An 18,684-nucleotide genomic window follows, 5' to 3' on the forward strand; every position below is an offset into this window, starting at 1 on the left:
GAGGTCACAGAGTCCCATTCGGTGTGGTGCCAGTTTGGGAACACAGTTGCTTGACGAGACAGCTCGACACGTCGCGGCCGCCGAGTCATGATCGAGTTGATCGTTGTGGGGCGTCCGAAATCGCTTCAGAGCAGCGCTCGAAGCCTCGACGGCTGGAGAAGACAGGTCGAAGCGGCAGCAAACTCAACCCTTCCGCAAGCAAGCGCACCTGTTTCCGAACAGCCTGTCTACGCCTCCGGACCTGTTCACGCCGGCTTTCATTGGTTCTGCGACATGGCGACTGGCGGCATCCCAGACCTCGACAACGTGCTCAAGCCGACATTCGACGCGTTGGAAGGACTCGCGTTCACCGATGACGCCCAGCTCAGCGACATTCATGCGGCGCGGGTCGACCTGAATTCCCTGAGTCACGACCGCTCCCTTGCGGCAGACTGTGAGTCGTGGCCGGCGACACTCATCGGCCACGTCGAAGTCGCCAAGAATCTCAAGGAATTCGTCTACATCCAGATCGTTGACTCTTCGAACTTGCTGGAGGTGCCATGGCTGCCTCAGCACTGAACATCTGGGCCGCAAGAGCGCAAGCTCGGCGGCGGTACCAAGCAGCGGGCTACACGGTCTCCGCATCAGAACATCTCGAGACAGCCGTCTCGGCTGGAGACGAGGGAACGGTCGCGACTCATCTCATCGCCCGCAAAGGCGAAGCCGATCACGCCGAGACTCGCATTGTCGAGTTCGCACCCATCGGCTGCGATCGTGAGTCGGACACCCGCCTGGCGACGTTGCGGGCCTTCGTCGCCGAGCGTCCAGAGTGGCATCTCGACATCATCGAGTACGCGCAGCCTCGGGACGCTCGTCCGCCTGCGCCATCGGTTGTCGCCGATTGGATCGCCGAAGCGCGGCGCCTCGTGCCGATCTCCGGTACCGGCGCAGTGGCACTGGCGAGACGTTCCGTCGCCAGCGCGCTGTTCCTGCTCAGAGTCGCCGACGGTGAGCGCTACCGGGTATCACCCGATCTGTCCGACTCTCTGATCAACGGCTTGGAAGCCGATAGTGCAGTCTCCGCTGAGGAAGCCGAAACGCTCCGCCGCTTCCACGCAGCCTCCGCCGCCGGCGATGCACAGCAAGACACCGAGCTTCCCGACGAGGCGCTGACCGAGGCGGCGTTGAAGATCGCTGAGCGCTGCATTGCTGAGAATCCGGACGTCGTCGACGAGATGCTCGCTTGGTTCGAACGGCACTTCTGCACTCCCGCGCAAGCCGGCGTGGCCGTCGATTGGGCCACAGGTGACTACGTCTGGCTCAACGCAGGGCCATTCGACGCGCGGGCCGTTCTTCTCCATCGTTTCGGAGACTCGGAGCGGGCGTCGTTGGACCGAGCTGTGTTCCTCATCGAACGCGATGGGGTCCAGTGGGCCCGCCGCGACGCCGAGGATTTGCCCTCGCCCTCCTCCGCCGAGGCCTCCGATCTGCATTCCCCGCCTCTGAACCTCGCTGCGCGACAGGGGGAACCAGACGAGGCTGTCGGCTTGTGGTCGGTCCCCGGGGGGCTAGGCCTTGCGGAGCGAAACCACATTCTTCAGTGGGCAAACGGGCTGCGAGCTCGTGACGAGTTGCCAGCCCTCATCCGCGATCTGATCGTGGAGACGACACCCACACAAGACCTCATCCGCATCGACTGCCCGACCGCCGAGGGAATCGGACGGCCCGACTTCGATCTCGAAGTGGAGACCCGGCTGGGAACGCCTTGGGCGCCGCGTGGGCTGTCCCGCTGGGAGGTCTCGACTTCAGCAGACGTCACGCGCAATGCCGACAGCAACTACGGCAGGCGGACGAGTGAGGCGCGTCTCGACGCCAGCCAGGTCACCTATGTCCATCTCACTCCCCGCGCTTGGCCCGAGTCGACGAAGACACCGTCCGGAGCGTCCGGCTCGGCTGAGCCGACAGGCACAGGCAGGCAGCAAGCGAAGCGTCAGTGGCAAGCACAGCGCAGCGAAGAAAGACATTGGCGTGAGGTCCGAGCACTCGATGCCGACGATCTCTTGAATTGGCTCATCCAGGCACCGGCCACGCGGGCTCGCTTCTCAGAGAGTCTGGGACTCGCGCCTGACGGCTTCACGCCGGCTCGCAGGCGATGGGACCATGAGCAGGCGCACACCGGTGGACAGTTCAGCGCCGATGTATTGCTCGCGGGCCGCGAGCAACAGTTCCAAGAGTTCGTCGAAATGTGCTCGACCGGGGGCAGGACCGTCTACGTCGTCGCCGGCAACACTCAAGACGCGCTCGACTTCATCTCGGCTGCGGGTGCCCGTGCTGGGGGGCTGCTCGACCGGATGCTGGTCGTTTCGGATGCCGCGGCTTGGCGGCGTCTCAAGCGCGAACCGGGTGGCGGGGCGATCTTGGTCGCTGCCGAACGAGAGGTCGCGGAGGGTGCAGAGCCATCGCGGCACTGCATGGTTGTTCCGCTCTCCCGGGCCGCGCGCCCGAGTTCGAATTCCGAAGAGGACGAAGCACTGATCGAGATTGGGCTAATTGAGCCGACGGCCGCTGCCAAGACGCTGGAACGACAAGGCCTCAGCCGCAGTGAGGCTTGGCGTCTGGCGGCGCTCGGACGTCGCAGCCTCGGCGCGCTGCGAAGGACGCTCCAGGTGGGTCCCAATCCCGTCACTCCTGCATGGCTCGACCAGGTTCCACGCAGCCGACATCTGGGGGCCGTGTGGGCCGCCTTGCTGGCCGGTCGTTGGTCCAACCGGCACGCGGGGGATCAGTCGCTTCTGTGCGAAATCTCCGGCACCGACCTGAGCTACGAGGATCTGCTGCTCATCATTCGGCCACTCAGCGAAGGCACCGATGCGCTGATCGCACAGGTTGGCGATCAGTGGGATCTCGTTGCCCCGCAGGAAGCCTGGCGGCTTCTGGCCTCAGAAATGCCGGAGAGCTTTCTCGAGCGATTTGCGTCTGTGGCCGAGCATGCCCTCACGGGAAGCGAGACTCAGCGATGGCCTGATGGGACCCCTTTCGAAATCGACGGACGCACTCAGACGCAACCAGTCAGCAGCCGTGACTTGCGCCGTGGAGTCGCGCGTTCGTTGGCTCTCCTGGGGACTCTTGGCAGCGACGCACCAGTGGCCAGCGGAATCAGCGCCGAGACGCGCGCCGCCTTGATCGTCCGAAGCCTGCTCGTGATCGATGACGACGACCACGAGACGGGACGAGTGACGCAGGCTGGCGACGACTCGCTGGTCGAGATCGATGGCGCCATTCACCGCACGATCCAGCGCATCGTCGATCTGGGCGAGGTGTTGCCGCTGCTCGCTGAGGCAGCGCCGGATGAGTTTCTCGAAGCATTTGGCGACGCCCTTGCACAGGCGAGAGCGGCCCCCGAGGATCTGCTGGCGCTGACTGAAGGCAGCAGCGGACCCTCGTCGGATACGGGCTGGTACGGCCTGCAGCATGCGTCGGAAGCGCTCGCGTGGTCTCCGGAGCCCAGCCATTTGGCGTTGGTCGCCGAGTCACTGCTGACACTGGCTTCAGTCGGCAACCACGATCTCGCCGCAAAGGCGCACGACTGTCTTGTTTCGTTGTTCTGGCCTCGACTGCCTCAGACCGGATTGTCCACTGACCGACGCAACGCTGTGCTCGTCGGATTAGTCAGCCGGGTTCAGATCGGCGAGGCGGCCGGAAGCAATGAACTGCGGTCCGCGCTGTGGCGCGTTCTCTGGGACCTCGCTCCTCACCGGGCTGGCGGTTCTCCCAACGCGGCGCCGGAGGTTCGGGAGTGGCCCGCGATCGTCGAGCCAGCACCGCAAGACGACTACGCCTCGGCGACTCACCAGGTCATCGCGCTCCTGCTGGACATGATCACGTACTTCGCATCGAGCGCTACAGAGGCCGAGCGTCTCGTCGACATGTTCTGGCCGCTTGACGAGGGCGGAAGGTTCATGCGCCTGTCGCCAGCGGCACGGGCAAGAGCCTTAGCCATTGTCGAGGAGACCGCGCAGCGAGGTGATCTCGACAGGTCGTTGCTCGGTGATCGGTTGCGGTCGTTCATCCGTCTGCACCATCAGTTCGCCAATGCGTTCTGGACTCTCGACCCCGATGAACTCGCCGATGTCGAGCAGGTCGCTCAAGGGCTCGGGGATGATGATCCAGCCACCACAAGCGCATGGCTGTTCGAGGCTCATTCGCCGGGACTTGATGTGCCTGCATTCGGCGATGACCGTGAAGAATATGAGAGGCACCTTGCCGAGCTTCGCCGCGCGGCGGTGATGCAGGCGTACGCGGCTGACGGTCTTGAGGGCATCCGCAGGCTCGCTGTCCGAGCGCATGGCGACCGTCAGGTATCGGGTGTCGAGCACATCGGACGCCTGCTCGCAGAGCTTGCTCACTCAGACAAACTGACACTCGGCGACGGTGAGGGGGCCGACGTCGACGCCTTGACGCCCACCCTCGCGGCCTGGTTGGCAGACGAAGTGCCGCCCACACCACTTCTTGACGCCCCCGACCAAGGTGCAAGCCACGCAATCGGTCCAGAATCCGACGCGGTGCTGTGGGATCTCGTGGCAATGGGCTTCTTCGCTGAGAATCTCAGGATTCGGCACCGCGCCGACACAGACCTCTCAGCGTGGTTGACGGGCCTTCGCGAACAGCATTTCAGTGCCACAGACTTGGCGCGGCTGTTGACCACGCTCAGGGACTTCCCGCTTGCCTGGGAGATCGCCGAGGCTCTCGGACGCGATGTCGATTCGGCGTATTGGAAGCACTACAACCCGCTGCCAATCGGTTCGGATTCTGTCCTAGCTGCCGAAGCGGCAGATCGGCTGCTCGCTGCGGGAAGAGCTGACGCGGCCGTCGAAATCATCGCGTTTCACCGCTTCGCAACAGACGACTCCGATGGGACATCTGAGAGTCACGACTCAGCGAGGCTCGAACTCGCCTTGCGAGCGCTCGAAGCCGTGGCCGGCGATGTGGACTCATCTCGGATAGCCCATCCGTTGCGGTTACGGGTCGAAGAGTCGCTCGACTGGCTGAGCGATCAAATGCCATTGGACGATGTCAATCTCGACGACCCGCGCCAAGTTCAACTCGCACGGCTGGAGATCATGCTTGACGATGTGCCCGGTAGCCGTGGGCAGGGGCTTTTGGTGCACGCGTGGCTGGAGCGTGACCCTCGCTTCTTCGTCGAACTGATCGCGAACATGTACGCACCCACAGGCGAGAGCAGGCCCGATGGCCCCATTGAGTCCGTCGAAACCGATACGGCAACGGCGCTTGCCGATGCGGCAGCCAGCAAGGCTTGGACGGTCCTTCACTACTGGAATCGCATTCCAGGCTTGAGAGACGACGGCACGGTCGACAGCAGCATCATGCTGGACTGGATCACCCAAGCGCTGGAACTCCTCGCGAAGCGAGAACTGCTTTCGCTCGGTTCGGGTTACGTCGGCGAGATGCTCGCCAAGGTGCCGGCTGAGTCCTCTGACGAGCACGGCATCGTCCCTCCACCTGATGTACGCGACGTGCTCGAAGCACTCCGCTCGTCTGGCATCGAGACTCGGGCGTCGGACATCGAACATGGCCTCGCTCGTGGCATCTCAAATCTGCGAGGAGTCCATTGGCGATCGCTGCCCGACGGCGGGACAGCCGAACGTGAACTCTCCAATCGTTACAGGGTGCAGGCCGAGATCGTGGGTGACCGCTGGCCCCGCACGGCACGGGTCTTGCGGCTCGTCGCGGATTCGTATGATTCGCACGGCCGGATGCACGACATCTGGTCGGAGCAGTTCGCTCGCGGTTCGTAGGGAGATGAAGCAGCATGCCAATACGAGAGCGTCATGCACCGGGAACACCGTCGTGGGTCGACTTGGCGACGATTGATGTCGAAGGTGCCCTTGGCTTCTATGCAGCCGTGCTCGGCTGGGACTTCGAGCGCGACCCCAGCGGCGAGATCAACTACGTCATGGCGGTCGTGGACGGGCACCCCGCAGCAGGGGTGTTCGACATGCCCCCCGAGATGCTCAGCGAAGGTGTCCCGCCGTGCTGGAACGTCTACGTCACTGTGGACGATGCTGACGAGTTCGCCGGTCGGGTTGCGGCGGCCGGAGGCGCCGTCATGCGGCCCGCCATCGACGTGCCCGAGCCGGGTCCCGACGCCGCAGGCCGGATGGTCATCGCCGCTGATCCCACCGGCGCCGTGTTCTGCACGTGGACGCCGATCGCCGCCATCGGTGCGGGCATCGTCAATGCGCCGGGTGCGTTCACCTGGGCAGAAGTCGCCACGCACGACGACGACGCTGCAGCAGCCTTCTACTGCGAGCTGTTCGGCTGGGAGACTGGCACGATGGAGGAAGCACCCGATGGGCCTGTGGTGTTCACACTGGACGGAGAGCCGGTTGCCAGCACCTCAATGGCACCGTTGCCCGACGGCGTGCCGCCCCACTGGCGGGTGAGCTTCGGAGTGTCCGACGTGGATGCCGCCTACGCCGCAGCGACCGCTCACGGGGGCAACGTGATCATGCCGCCGTTCGACTTCGGACCTGGCCGCGCCGCAACCGTGTCCGACCCTGCCGGAGCGATGTTCGACCTCGTCACCCTCACCGACTGGCCCGACTAGCCGGACACCTCACTTCAGCGCCCGCGTCTGTAGATCACACCGCATAACCGTTGGCCGGTCACGCACAGGGGTACTGAACCGACCGTCGGTTCGGCCCTGTGTCACACCACCCCTGTACCTTGCGAGACGTGCCCGGTTCGCAGCGGGATCAAGTCGCAGGAGGGTGATGTGAGCCCACGTATGGCTGAACCTGCCCTCAACTCCTTCGTCGCGAACGCTCTTGGCAACCGCCTTGGCGGCTGGATCGTTTCTGCCGAAGCAACCAAGACCCTGACGAAGGCCGGGCTTCGGCCCGACATCGTTGTGAACACCGGTTCCGCACCGATCGCGATCGAGACCGAGTACTTCCCTGGACCTCAAGTCGAAGACGACGCAATCGCACGCATTGGCGAAGCACTGGCCTCGACCGGACGGGTGATCGAGGTAGCTGTGGCTGTCCGATTGCCGACCGCACTAGGAGACTGCTGAGCAATTGCCGAAATCGCCGATTCATGGGCACAAAGCCGCAGGTCAGAGCGTTGCAGACTTGCCCGAATCCGAATAAATCAGCAGTCTCCTAGGTGTAATGTCCACCCCTCAGCGACCCGGCTTCGTGACGTCGATGGCCCGGACCGCAATCTTGCGGGCTTCGTCGATGCTGAGGTCCGCCTCGAGCATGCTCCGCAGTTCGTCAGGGCTACGTGGTCGCCGCCCCGACGGTGGCGTCGGCAGTTGCTCGCCACCGAACCACAGCACCAGATAGATGCCGAAGCCATCGGTGGCCGGATCCGTCGTGTACTGACCCATGAGTTGACTGCGCATCGCGTGCCAGAGGTCGCTGTGCGACTCGCGCTTGATCTCGATCGGAACGTTGAAGCCAGGACAGCTCGCCCGGATGTCGGCACGTTTCCCGGCGGCGTAGCTGACTTCGGGCTCAATGTCCACCTCTCGCAGCGATGGATGCTTCTTCATGAGAGTCAGCAGCGAGTCTCGACAAGCGTTCTCGGGCCTGGGAGCAGTTGGGCGGCCATGAGCGTCCACATTCCAGAAGAGACCCCAGGGATTACTTGCATCCCCCTGTACCTCGCGGCTTATGTCGCCAAGTCGATCTAGCAGTAGCGCCTCTAGATCGGCCGCGTTTGCCGGCCTGCCGCCACTCAGCGTCTGCTGGACTTCATGGACACTCGGTTGGGGATACTCAGCGTCTCGTTGGATCGCGCTCTGTGCCTCGCGCCGCCGACTCAAGATGTCGTGCCACTCACTCAGTTCCGGGTCGTGCTCAAAGCGTCGCAATGCCTCGCCAGCTGCAGTGTCCGGGGACTGCGCAAGCTGATGGATAATGTCTCTGACCCGGTCCGCTGCATCGATCTCGACCGTTATCAGCCCGTCTCGTTCCAACGGCGGATATGCGCGACCAAGCATCTCGACGAACGCGGCGAGGGTTCTTGGGGCGACACTCGCCGTCAGGCTGGAGCGTCCCGTCATGCGTGGGCCGTGATCGGAGTGGAAGAACGCTGCGACGTGACGTATGGCCGATCGATGAGCCGACACGTGCTCCATGAGGGCGGGGACCCAATTGCCCTCGTACAGCAGCGCTGCCGCAGTGAGCCAACGGGTGCGTTGGGCCACGGTCATGCTGGTAACTGCGAGCTTCTCGTCGATGAGTTCTTGGAGGTTGCCTGAATCCGGGTGCGCCATTGCATCCAGCAGCAGCCGGTCGAGCAGCCGAAGCTGGGCGTTAGCGCCCCGCGCTGGAATGGATCGCAGCAGCTCCAGCTTGACTGCGTTCCGTATGCCTGCATCTCCGCCGACCGAGTCAAGTTCGCTGAGGCCCGACGGGTGTTCGTCGCCGTTACGGATCGCAGCGGTCGCACACCTGGTCGCTACTTCCGCTACTAGCGATGGCTGTCTTTCGAACCAGCGCTCGAACCAAGGCGGCGGCGAAGTCGAGTTCGTCGGCACACAGAACAGCAGCGCTAGTGCTTGACGCTTGACCTCGTCATCCATTTGGTCAAGCTGTTCAGGGTCTTCGGCGTCGAGCAGTTGCAAGCCGGCTAGCGCCGGCAGCGCGAGCCAAGCGTGCTGCGACTCATTGTGGAGCTTGATCGTCTCCTCAACGCTGGGAAGATCGGGACGCTTAACGGAGTCGCGGAACGCCTGCAACACCGCCACCACGAGATCGTCTTCGCCGCCGACGAAATCACTGAGGCTGTCCCGCGCACCCAACTCCTCGGAGCTGTCGACATACAGCCCCATGTAGGCAAGCGCGAGTCGATGCAGATTCGCTGACGAGAAGGTGTTGTCCCGGAGTTGGCTCAGACTCGATCGCAGGCCGGTTGCCCAGTCTTCCGCGAGCTTCCTCTTCTCCTCTTCCCATTCCTCACGACGCTTGTCGTGTTCCTTGAGCATTTGCTCCACTCGTGGATCTGGCGTCACCGGGGCGAACAGAGCCTCGACAAGTTCCTCCAAGTCGCCGCAACCGCTGACAGCGGCTCGCAAGACTTCGGCGGTGAGGTCTGTATTCCTGTCTGAGTCATCGAGAGCCTCATGTGCCCGCCGCACAAGTTCACACGCAACAGCAGGCTCTGTCGGTGCCAACTCCACCGCTCGCGCTAGGCACCAGCGCCCGATATCTCGAGGCAGCTTGCTCCCGTGCAATGCGAGACACCAGTCATAGGACCTGAAGCCCAAGGGGTCTTGTGGGTCGCGGCGGCGTAGCCATTCCAAGAACACCTGCCGCTGGGTCTCCGGACGAGCTTCCAACCACTCCCGAACGGCTTGCGCGGCGGGACTCTTGGCAGGCATCACCTGCGGTTCAGCAGCGCCAGCAACGTGCAGCCAGTCGAACAAATGGCCGATGTCGACTTCATCGCCTAGTTCAGCGACCGCCTTCGCCAACAGGTCCACGGCAGCGCTATCGAAGTGGCGCGATTGCAGCACGGGCAGCACGCGGGCCGCTTCCCGATGAAGCGCATCCAGGACTTGGCCGGCTTGGGAGCCCGAAGAACGATGCGCGAACTCTCTGTGCCAGAAGCCCTCGAAGAGTCCGTGGATCCGGTCATGACTGGGATGATCGACGAAGTCGAGCACTTCATCGGGCCCGACGGCGTCGGGATAGAGCTCGTAGAGCAGCGCCCCTGCAAGCTGGCGGTTGGGGTCCGAGATGCGGCTCGCCAATATGTCATCAAGCAGTTGGCGTAGTTCGCGTTGCCTGGCCTCTCCGGCGGGTACGAGGTGAAGCTGGGCATCGAGAGCCGCCAGTCGAACATGTCGTGAGTAGCTGCCGTCACGAACTGTCGACTTCGCCTGAGGCAAGAGCTGGCGCGCAGCCGCGAACTGGCCTTCCTCGACAACAGCGAGAATCTGAAGCAGGAACTCTCGGACGCGCTCGCTCTTGCGATCTTGAGGACCGGCCCAGGCGATGAGCTCTGCTACTGCCTCAATGGTTTCGTCGTCGATGATCGTGCGAAATGCCCACGCGGTCGAGTCGCGATAGCCAACGCTCCGGTTGTCGCGCCACTCGTGACCAAGCAGCGGGCCTTCGTCTGCGTATTCCGCTATGACTCGTAGCAGTCGTCGCTTCTGCTCGCCGCTGAGTGAGCTGATGTCGCCGTAGAGGCCGATGCCCACTGGGTCGGCATCGATGAGTTGGTCGAGTGCTTCGGCACAGTGCGCTGCGAACCAGGCTGATAGACCGCGTAGTGATGTCACAATCCTGCCGTCATGTGGGCTGATCATGAGAGCGACGACTCGTTCGGCGGGTAGTCCGCTGTTCACGAGATGTGCCAGGTACCGGCCGCCAAGGAACTCAGCGATCTGGCGGTGCCGCGGTGCGAGCCTTGGCCAATTCGCCAAGGAGTGGACGCTGGGTGGTGCCCAGAACAGCTTGGTTCCCAGTGCAAACCGACGGCGGTGCGAGTCCTCCTTGCGGGCTTCGAGGGCGGAGGGTAGGAGGCTGTCCAAGGAGACATACGACGAGTGGTCTTCGACCGGGCCGAGGGAGAAGCCTTCGACTCCCGAGAGCAACTGGATGGCGGCCAATTCCCCAGCAGCGACCAGCGCCGTCTCAGTCGGCGGGGCGCCGCGCGATGCGGCCATGTGCTCGTCGTTGTGTTCTTGCACCATGCGCCTGCAGGCGACTTCGAATGCGTCGATTCGGCTGGTGGGCTGATCTCCGCCTCCCTGTCCGAGAGACGCGGCGAGCATCTCCAGCGTCAGCGGATTGTCGAGCATGCCGCTGAGGCCACGCTGCTCAACTTCAGCCAGGAAGCCGGGAATCGCCTCAGCATCGAGATGAGCAACCAAGAGCTCCTTGATGGACTCTTTGCCGAGGGGGTCCAGCCGCAATACGACCACTGTCTCGCCGGGGGTTGCGCTCTCAAGGCGGTGGCGGTCGTTACTACCGAGCCAATCGGCCTCGCGGCAAGAAATGCGATAACTCGGCCAACCGAGTCGATCTAGGCGCTTGCGAATCTCGTCGAGCGCCGGGCGCCCGTCGGTTGTGCCCACACGGATCTCGTCGAGACCGTCGATGAACAGCGTCTTGTCACCCCACTCCGGTGCAACATCAAGCGTTACGAAGTCGCGCGCGCTGCGAAACACCGCCGCATCACCGAGTGCGTTCCGCTCCTCGCTGAATTCTGTCGACTTGCCGGAACCAGCATCGCCAAGCAGCACATAGGCGCGATCGGACCTGTACGAACTGAGCGGAGCAACTTCCGCTTCGTCTTGTCCGCCCAACTCAGTCGCGACAAGGCGGGTGCATGTGCGGGCGACGTACGTCTCGCTCATGCTTCCTCGACCCACTCGCTCGCGGGCACGGACAAGAACTCGTGCAGCGGGATACCCCCCTCACCGACGACGAGTGTCCGGACATTGAAACGGCTCCGAAACTCGTCGAGGCCGGGCAATACGTCTCTGACCGTTCCACTCTTGACTTCGATCCCTACGACATGTGGACCTCGCTCCAAGACGAAATCGACTTCGACCACGGTTCGGCCGCGCCGGTCTCGCCAGTACTTCACTTCCCCACTCGAGGGCATCGTGCTGACCAGATGTGCCCCGACTGCACTCTCGGTAAGGCGACCCCACAGGGTTCGATCTGAGCGAGCCTCATCAATCCGGTACCCGGAGACCATCGACATCAGCCCGGTATTGAGGACATTGAGCTTGGGCGTGGAGGCCTTCGCCGAGACGGCACGCTCGACGTGCTTGTTCAAGCCCGTCAGCAGGCCGACTTGTGAGAGAAGCTGCAAGTAACTCGCCAGCGTCGTGGTGTTGCCGGCGTCCTGCAATTGGCCCAGCATCTTGCTGTAAGAGAGGATCTGCCCGGAGTATCGGGTGCCCATTTCGAAGAGACGCCGCATCAGCGCTGGCTTTCGGATGCTTGTCATCGAAACCACATCGCGGTCAATGCTTGGCTCGACCAGTCCGCTTCGAACGTACCGATGCCATTCCTCATGGCCTGACATGTGTTCGGTGGTGCCCGGATAGCCGCCGTAGAAGATGTACTCGTCAAGAGTGAAGCCAAAGGCCTCAGCCATCTCAGTAAAGGACCAGTGAGGAAACACAATCGGCTCGAAGCGGCCCATCAGGCTCTCGTTCAAGCCTGCCTGAATCGGCAACGGTGCCGAGCCGAGGATGACAACATGCAGAGGGCAGCCCGAAGCACGGTCGGCATCCCAGAGGCCCTTGACGACAGCAGACCAATTCCTCAACGCTTGGATTTCGTCAAGCACGAGGACATAGCCGGCGGGTGATTCCTTCGCTCGCTCACGGCATCGCTGCCACACGTCAACCAGCCATCGAGCGTCGCGAGGCGCTGATGGCAGACGTGCATGAGCCTCAGCAGCCTCGTCCGTGTCCAAGGGGCCCGGCGCGTCGGATGTCTCGTCGATGCCGTCAGGCTCGAAGGCGACCATGCGCCAACCTTGCGGAATCATGCGAAGGGCTTGCAGTACAGCGGTCGTCTTGCCTGACTGTCGAGGCCCGAACACCGCGATCAGCCGTCGGGGCGGCTCGCCAAGCCGCTCTACGATCGTCGTGACCAGTGGTCGTCGATATCTCGCCACACAGGCAGTGTACCGGGTGGCAACGCTATTGAGCAACTTTGCTCAATAGCGTTGCCACCCGCTCACGGCGCCTAGCGCAGGGCGCCGGATGCTTCGAGGGCGGCGATCTCGGCGGGCGTGAGACCCAGCACGTCGGCGAGCACCTCGTGGGTGTGCTGGCCGATCGTCGGTGCGGGCGCTCGCACGCCGTTGGCGCCATCGGTGAGGAGCCACGGGATGCCGACGTGACTCATCTGGCCGACGGCGGGGTGATCGAGTCGCTCGACGAGACCGCGTGCGGCCAGGTGCGGGTCGGCCTCGATCGACCGGGCACTCAGCGACGGGAACGCCGGCACACCGACCGCCTGCAGCAGTTCGGTGACGTCCCACTGGTCGCGTTCGCGAGTCCAGGCACCGATGAGCTTGTCGAGCTCGGCCTCGTTGGTCTTGCGGTCTGCTGCCGCCGCGAAGCGCTCATCGCCAGGGTCGATGCCGACTGCTCCTGCCAGCGACGCCCACTCGTCCTCGTCGACACAGCAGATCGCCACCCAATCGTCGTCTCCGGCGCAGCGGTACAGGTTGTGCGGAGACCACAGGGGATCCAGGTTGCCCATCGGGGAAGGCTGGCGCCCGGTCAGCACCCACTCCATCCAGCCCTCAGCGGTGCAGACGGTCGTGGCTTCCCACATGGCGGTGTCGACGAACTGGCCCTCGCCAGTGCGACGCCTCGCAACCAGCGCTGCCACCAACCCATAGGCGGTGGCGATGCCGGCCGCCGGGTCGCCGAGGGAGACCCCCAGCTCCTCGGCGGCATCGCCGGGGTAGCCGGTCATGGACGCCAGTCCCGACAGCGGGCCGGTGGTGGGCCCGTAGCCCATGTACGTCCGGTAGGGCCCGTGGTGCCCGTAGCCGCTGACGGCGCCCACGATCACATCGGGCCGCTCGGCGGCCAGCGCTTCGTAGCCGAGACCCCATCCGTCCATGACACCGGTGGCGTAGTTCGACACGACGAGATCGCACTCGAGCGCGAGCCGCTTCGCGAGCGCCCGGCCCCCGGCCGTTCCCATGTCGATGGTGATGCTCTTCTTTCCCTGGCCGTACTGGTTGAAGTAGCCGTTGGTGTCGAGCGTCGGTTCGTGGTGCGCCGACTGCGTGGGAAGGCGACGGCCCAGATCCGGGCGGGTCGCTGATTCGACCTTGATGACGGTCGCGCCGAGATGCGCAAGATGCAGCGTGCAGTACGGTCCCGCCCAGACCCAGGTGAAGTCCGCCACCGTGACGCCGTCGAGCGGACGGTCCGACGCTGCTGCCGAGAGTGCAGGAGCGGGTGCCGGCCGCGTTGCCGTGGCCGGGTCGGCTGCGGCAAACGACTCGCCGTTGTGCTCGCCCGGCGAAGGCGCCGGCCGTCGGATGGACCACCACGAATTCGTGAGCCGAGACGGCGCGCCCGGCACGGTGATGTCGCCCAGACCGGGTTGGTCGTACGTGACGAGGAAGCCGCGGGCAGCCAAGTGCGGGTCGGCGGCCATCTGCGCCACCGTGTTCACGGGAGCAAACGCCAACCGCTGTGCCTGGCCCCGGTGGAAGAGCTCCATCACCGGCTGCGCGGCGATCCACTCGCCGAGCCACATGCGCAGCAGGTCTTCGTTCTCAAAGCGACCCTCGAGCGTGTCGAAGATGTCCATGTCGGCCCATTCCGGGCGGCCCATGAAGTCCTTCAGCCGCTCCCACTGGTCGGCCTCGACGCACACCAAGAAGATGTGCCCGTCGCTGGCCGGGAAGATCCCCCACGGGTTGAGGATGCGAGCACCCAAGCGGCTGGGGTTCTCCTCCCGGTAGGACCAGCTGATGAACGCTGCTTCCAGCATCCCCACCACGTAGGACATCTGGGCGAAGTCGATGTGCTCACCGCGGCCGGTCCGCAGTGCCCGATCCACCGCCGCCAGGCCCGCGCACGCAGCTGCGAAGCCGGATTGAAAGGCGGCCTGGTGGCCGTAAGGCTTCAGCGGCGGCAGCTCGGCGCCGGCGACGCAGCCAGGCGCGAGCCAACCCCAGCCGCCGCCGTGAACGATCTGCAGTTCTTCGGCGCGCCAGTCCGCGTACGGCCCCGATTGCCCGAAGGGCGTCACTGCCAGCGTCACCAATGAGGGGTGCCGCACGCGCAATGCCTCGGCCGTCAGGCCGAGGTCGGCGGAGGCGCGTCCGGCCAGATCGTGCACGAACAGGTCGGCATCTGCGAGCAACTGCTGCAGCACAGATCGACCGTCAGGATCATTCAGATCGGCGACGACGCTGCGCTTGTTGGTGTTGATGGCAGCGAAGAATCCGCCCATCTGGTCGGCGCTCGCGTCGGTGGAGCGATACGGCCCGCGCCGGCGAGCGCGGTCGCCGGCGGGAGGCTCAACCTTGATGACCTCGGCGCCGAGATCGCCGAGCAGCTTGGCAACCCACGGCGCAGCCACCATCTGCCCCATCTCGACGACACGGACGCCGTCGAGGCCGTGAGCGGTCATGAATGGATCAGGCGCGCACTCAGCCCGCGCGCTCTCCCGAGACCGCGCGGAAATCTCACCATGGCGCGGGGCGGTGACTCAAGGCGACTCGTGCTTGAACGACAGCCGGACCTTGGTGCGGAAGGCCGCGATCGCGCCGTCCTCGATCACCACGTCCTGTTCCACAACTTCCGCGACGCGCAGGTCGCGCAGGGTCTTGGAGGCCTCGGTGATCGCGTTCTGTGTCGCCTTCTCCCACGACTCGTCGCTCGTGCCGATCAGCTCGATCACGTTGTAGACGCTGCTCATTGAATCCTCCTTGGACCCCTCGGACGCGCATTGCTTCGCACGTTCGCGGTGTGCCCTACAGTCTGCCCCACCGAAGCACATCGCTCTCCACCCGAGGGAACGAGCTCTCAGCGAAGGGGTCCGGATCTTGAACGAAGCACCCCAGCGCAACTTCAATTCGGTCGAGAAGGTCATCACGCTGGTCGCCGCGAGTCGGCTTTCTTGGGAGGATGCGGCGCGACGGGGAGTCGCCGAGGCGACCAAGACCATCCGCGATCTGTCAGTTGCGCATGTGGAAGAGCGCGACGTCATGATCACCGAGGGCGAGATCGCGCTGTACAGGATCAAGCTGCGCCTCGCCTTCCGGGTCGACCGCATGCGACCGGGCCTGACGCCGGGTGCCCCCGATGTGGAGGTGACGCGCTGGCTCATCGTGGCCAACCAGACGCTGGGCACCGGCGAGGTGGTTGCGGAGATCGATCGCCTGAACCGGCACGGTCCGTGCGAATTCCACCTGTTGGTGCCGATGACCCATTCCAAGAGCTACGCCCGGGCCCGGCGGCTGTCGATGCTCGCGGCCGACCCGGTGACCGGCATCCCCTCTGAGCATGTGCCGGCGACCGACTACTTGGGGCCCGACACGCTCGGCATGGAGCAAGCGCAGAAGCGGCTGGATGCGCAGCTGGCGAAGATCGCTGCCGCGTCGTACGCCGCCTCGGGCGAGCTCGGCGATCCTGATCCGCTGCGGGCGATACAAGCAGTGCTGTCACGTTCCAGCTTTGACGGCATCATCCTGTCGACGCTGCCCGCGGGTGCTTCCCGGCTGGTGGGCGCCGACTTGCCCTCGAGAGTGCGTCGCTTGACGAGGCTGCCTGTCACCTACCTGCCCGGCGAGGAACCCGGCGAGCTGTAGGCGCCTCGCAGTGGGGAGACATGGCAGAGACAGGTTCACACGCGCATGCGGAGCGGAAGGCCGCAGCGCTGGAAGTGTTCGAACGCTTCACCGGCGGCGAGATCGACGCTCGAAGCTGGTGCCGCGATGCTCAGTCTGTCGGCGGTCGTGCTGAGGAAGCCTGCTCCGATGGGTGTCCGCACGACATATGTTTCTTCGATTTCGTAGATCGACGCAGTCAAATTTTGGGGCTTATGTAGGATAGTTGCCTGCAACGGTGCGACCAGCAAGAACGTTGTTGGATGCGAAAAGCGTTTCCGCAGGTCACAGCCGTGTCGTCAACTATCGTATGTAAGCCCCCAAATCAGGGACCCCTGTCAGCGGTGACGACCCGCTTCGGTTCAGCCGAGCCTCTCGTCACCCGTGTGCGTCATGTTGCGAACTGTCGCTCCAAGATCAAGCAGGCTTCTCGTGTCGAGATGGGCATGCTGGGCGGCGACAGTGGCCCCTACTACGCACGGATCAGCAAAACCGATGCTGGCCGGCTGATCGGCGAGGCTGGCTTTGATCTCATGGTCTTCGCCTACTCCGATGGCGTGGCCGTGCTGCAGTCAGGACCAGCTCCCGCCGGCGAGCATGCGCCTGATGCCCAACGAGCCGAATGCCCATGCTGCGAGGGGATGGCATGAGTTGCGCAGCAGCCGTGAGCACCACACTCGAGGCACCCGTCTGTAACTACTGCCAAAAGACGCTTCGTCAGGGGCAGAGAGCGATCGTGTACTACGGCGCTTCGGGCGTCGTACTTGTCCATCTGCCGAGTGAGTGCCCCGCAAACGGAGACTACGAAGATGACCCGTCCGCAGATTCTCTCGTTGACTAAGCGGGCAGTCCAGCAGCACGGGCACTCAGATAGCCCATACGACGCGAAGCCGCTTCGATCCCGTCGCTGAGCCCTCATGAATAGCCCATACGACGCGATAACCTTCGCGTGTGGGCCGATATGTCGACTCCGAAGCGTGGCTGGTCAGCGCGACAGGCTACGGACGTAGGGCATACCGCGCATATGTCCCCCACCAGTTGAGCGGGTGGACTCCCGTTCTCGGGGCCGATGCGATGAACTCGCTCACTTTGGCCGACAGGGCCCTCAGCAACATCGCATCGATGCCAAAGACGGACATGGGGGGAGTGCTCGCTCGGTGGATGCTGGCCCGCGACGAGAGTGTCAGGTCAAGCGTCATTGAAGGCGTCGGCTCCACAGCTGACGGTCTCGCATGGGCTCGCTATCGCGAACAGACTGGGCAGCCGGTCACCGATGCGAACGAAGCGCTCACGCTCGGCGCGTCCCGGCAGCTGGCAGCGGCAGTGGACCTCGGCGAGCAACTGCGGAACGGCCGCCCTTGCACGGCTGATGACATTCTGAGTCTTCACGCAGCGCTGTTCGAAGACACCCAGGAACGCGACCTCGGCGGCGCCCTCCGCGAAGAACCGATATGGATTGGACCGGCGGACTGCCTGATTGAGGAAGCGACGTTTGTCCCCCCACCGCCCGAGTATGTCCCTGACCTGGCGGAGGACTTGGTTGGATATCTGAACACGAGTGACCACCCTGCGGTGCTTCAGGCCGCCGTAGCCCATGCGCAGTTCGAGACCGTTCACCCGTTCGAAGACGGGAATGGGCGAACAGGGCGCGCTCTCGTGCACACCGTGCTCAACGCACGAGGCTTGGTGGACGGAGCCATTCCGATCAGCGCCGCGCTCGAGCGCGACAGAGCCGACTACTACGAGTCCCTCAACGCGACGCGAGTCGTATGCGATGCCAACGACTCAGCGGCGCGCAGCCAAGGCTTCGCTCCATGGATGGACGTGTTCGGCGCTGCGTGCGAGGAAGCGCACGCTCAGGCGACAGTGACCGTGAGGGCCGTCGAAGAAATGGCCTCTGGATGGGAACAGAAGTCGCGTTTCCGCTCCGACAGTGCGGCCGCATCGCTGATGAGGCTGCTGCCGTCAATGCCGATCCTGGACGCGGAGATGATCGCTGACCGCCTAGGGGTCTCCAGGCGTGTAGGCCGAACAGCGCTCAACGCCCTTGCCAAAGCCGGGATCGTGACCCCAGTCGGTGGCCGGCGCAATGCACGTTTCGCCGTGCCCGAGATGGTGAGCGTCCTGAGGCGCATGAACCCAGACGGTGCGGTGCCGGCTGGCTCCCCCAGCATGTCCAGGCCGGCGACCGATGCTGAACGCTCGCCGTCGACGCTGCTCCCCACCAAGTGCGGATTCCGCGGGCCGCGCTCGCAGCGACCGTGCGTGCTTGCCCGCGGTCATGCCGGCCAGCACCGGTATCAGTGACGCCAGAGTCGACAGCCGACCATTGGGGCT

At 64.3% G+C, this 18,684-nt stretch carries 12 protein-coding genes; 7 read left to right on the forward strand and 5 right to left on the reverse strand.

Annotated elements, in window-relative coordinates; all coding sequences use genetic code 11:
* Positions 1-273: 273 nt before the first annotated feature.
* From ACOGXQ_RS08655 to ACOGXQ_RS08670, 4 genes are all read left to right on the forward strand, one after another.
* A complete protein-coding gene (locus ACOGXQ_RS08655; protein ID WP_419947002.1) occupies positions 274-558 on the forward strand; it encodes a RusA family crossover junction endodeoxyribonuclease in 285 nt (94 codons plus the stop codon).
* Positions 540-5,795, forward strand: coding sequence for a hypothetical protein (locus ACOGXQ_RS08660; protein WP_419947003.1), 5,256 nt, complete (start codon positions 540-542; stop codon positions 5,793-5,795). Before ACOGXQ_RS08655 ends, ACOGXQ_RS08660 begins: the two co-directional genes overlap by 19 nt.
* Before the next feature lie 14 nt (positions 5,796-5,809).
* A complete protein-coding gene (locus ACOGXQ_RS08665; RefSeq protein ID WP_419947004.1) occupies positions 5,810-6,607 on the forward strand; it encodes a VOC family protein in 798 nt (265 codons plus the stop codon).
* Between the two features lie 180 nt (positions 6,608-6,787).
* Complete coding sequence (locus ACOGXQ_RS08670) at positions 6,788-7,075, forward strand: hypothetical protein (protein ID WP_419947005.1); 288 nt, start codon at positions 6,788-6,790, stop codon at positions 7,073-7,075.
* Between the two features lie 108 nt (positions 7,076-7,183).
* Here ACOGXQ_RS08670 and ACOGXQ_RS08675 read toward each other — a convergent pair whose 3' ends face one another.
* The 4 genes from ACOGXQ_RS08675 to ACOGXQ_RS08690 all read right to left on the reverse strand — a co-directional run bounded on the left by ACOGXQ_RS08675 (position 7,184) and on the right by ACOGXQ_RS08690 (position 15,437).
* Positions 7,184-11,377, reverse strand: coding sequence for a hypothetical protein (locus ACOGXQ_RS08675; protein ID WP_419947006.1), 4,194 nt, complete (start codon positions 11,375-11,377; stop codon positions 7,184-7,186).
* Entirely contained in the window at positions 11,374-12,657 is a 1,284-nt protein-coding gene (locus tag ACOGXQ_RS08680) for an ATP-binding protein (RefSeq protein WP_419947007.1), read from the reverse strand. The genes ACOGXQ_RS08675 and ACOGXQ_RS08680 overlap by 4 nt, the downstream gene beginning before the upstream one ends.
* A 71-nt stretch (positions 12,658-12,728) precedes the next feature.
* On the reverse strand, positions 12,729-15,149 hold the full coding sequence (locus tag ACOGXQ_RS08685; RefSeq protein ID WP_419947008.1) for a CaiB/BaiF CoA transferase family protein: 2,421 nt from the start codon (positions 15,147-15,149) through the stop codon (positions 12,729-12,731).
* A 78-nt stretch (positions 15,150-15,227) separates the two neighbouring features.
* Positions 15,228-15,437: a dodecin family protein gene (locus tag ACOGXQ_RS08690; RefSeq protein WP_419947009.1), complete on the reverse strand. Its 210-nt coding sequence runs from the start codon at positions 15,435-15,437 to the stop codon at positions 15,228-15,230.
* 127 nt (positions 15,438-15,564) lie between these two features.
* Between ACOGXQ_RS08690 and ACOGXQ_RS08695 the strand changes: the two genes are divergently transcribed.
* On the forward strand, positions 15,565-16,329 hold the full coding sequence (locus ACOGXQ_RS08695; RefSeq protein WP_419947010.1) for a dodecin family protein: 765 nt from the start codon (positions 15,565-15,567) through the stop codon (positions 16,327-16,329).
* Between the two features lie 35 nt (positions 16,330-16,364).
* On the opposite strand, the gene ACOGXQ_RS08700 is transcribed toward ACOGXQ_RS08695, so the two are convergent.
* A complete protein-coding gene (locus ACOGXQ_RS08700) occupies positions 16,365-16,550 on the reverse strand; it encodes a hypothetical protein (protein WP_419947011.1) in 186 nt (61 codons plus the stop codon).
* 141 nt (positions 16,551-16,691) lie between these two features.
* Between ACOGXQ_RS08700 and ACOGXQ_RS08705 the strand changes: the two genes are divergently transcribed.
* Positions 16,692-16,997, forward strand: a complete 306-nt coding sequence (locus tag ACOGXQ_RS08705; protein ID WP_419947012.1) for a hypothetical protein — start codon at positions 16,692-16,694, stop codon at positions 16,995-16,997.
* Between the two features lie 472 nt (positions 16,998-17,469).
* Positions 17,470-18,654, forward strand: coding sequence for a Fic family protein (locus tag ACOGXQ_RS08710; protein WP_419947013.1), 1,185 nt, complete (start codon positions 17,470-17,472; stop codon positions 18,652-18,654).
* The last annotated feature ends 30 nt before the right edge of the window (positions 18,655-18,684 follow it).

The organism is Candidatus Poriferisodalis sp. (assembly GCF_965208485.1).
Lineage (GTDB): Bacteria > Actinomycetota > Acidimicrobiia > Acidimicrobiales > Poriferisodalaceae > Poriferisodalis.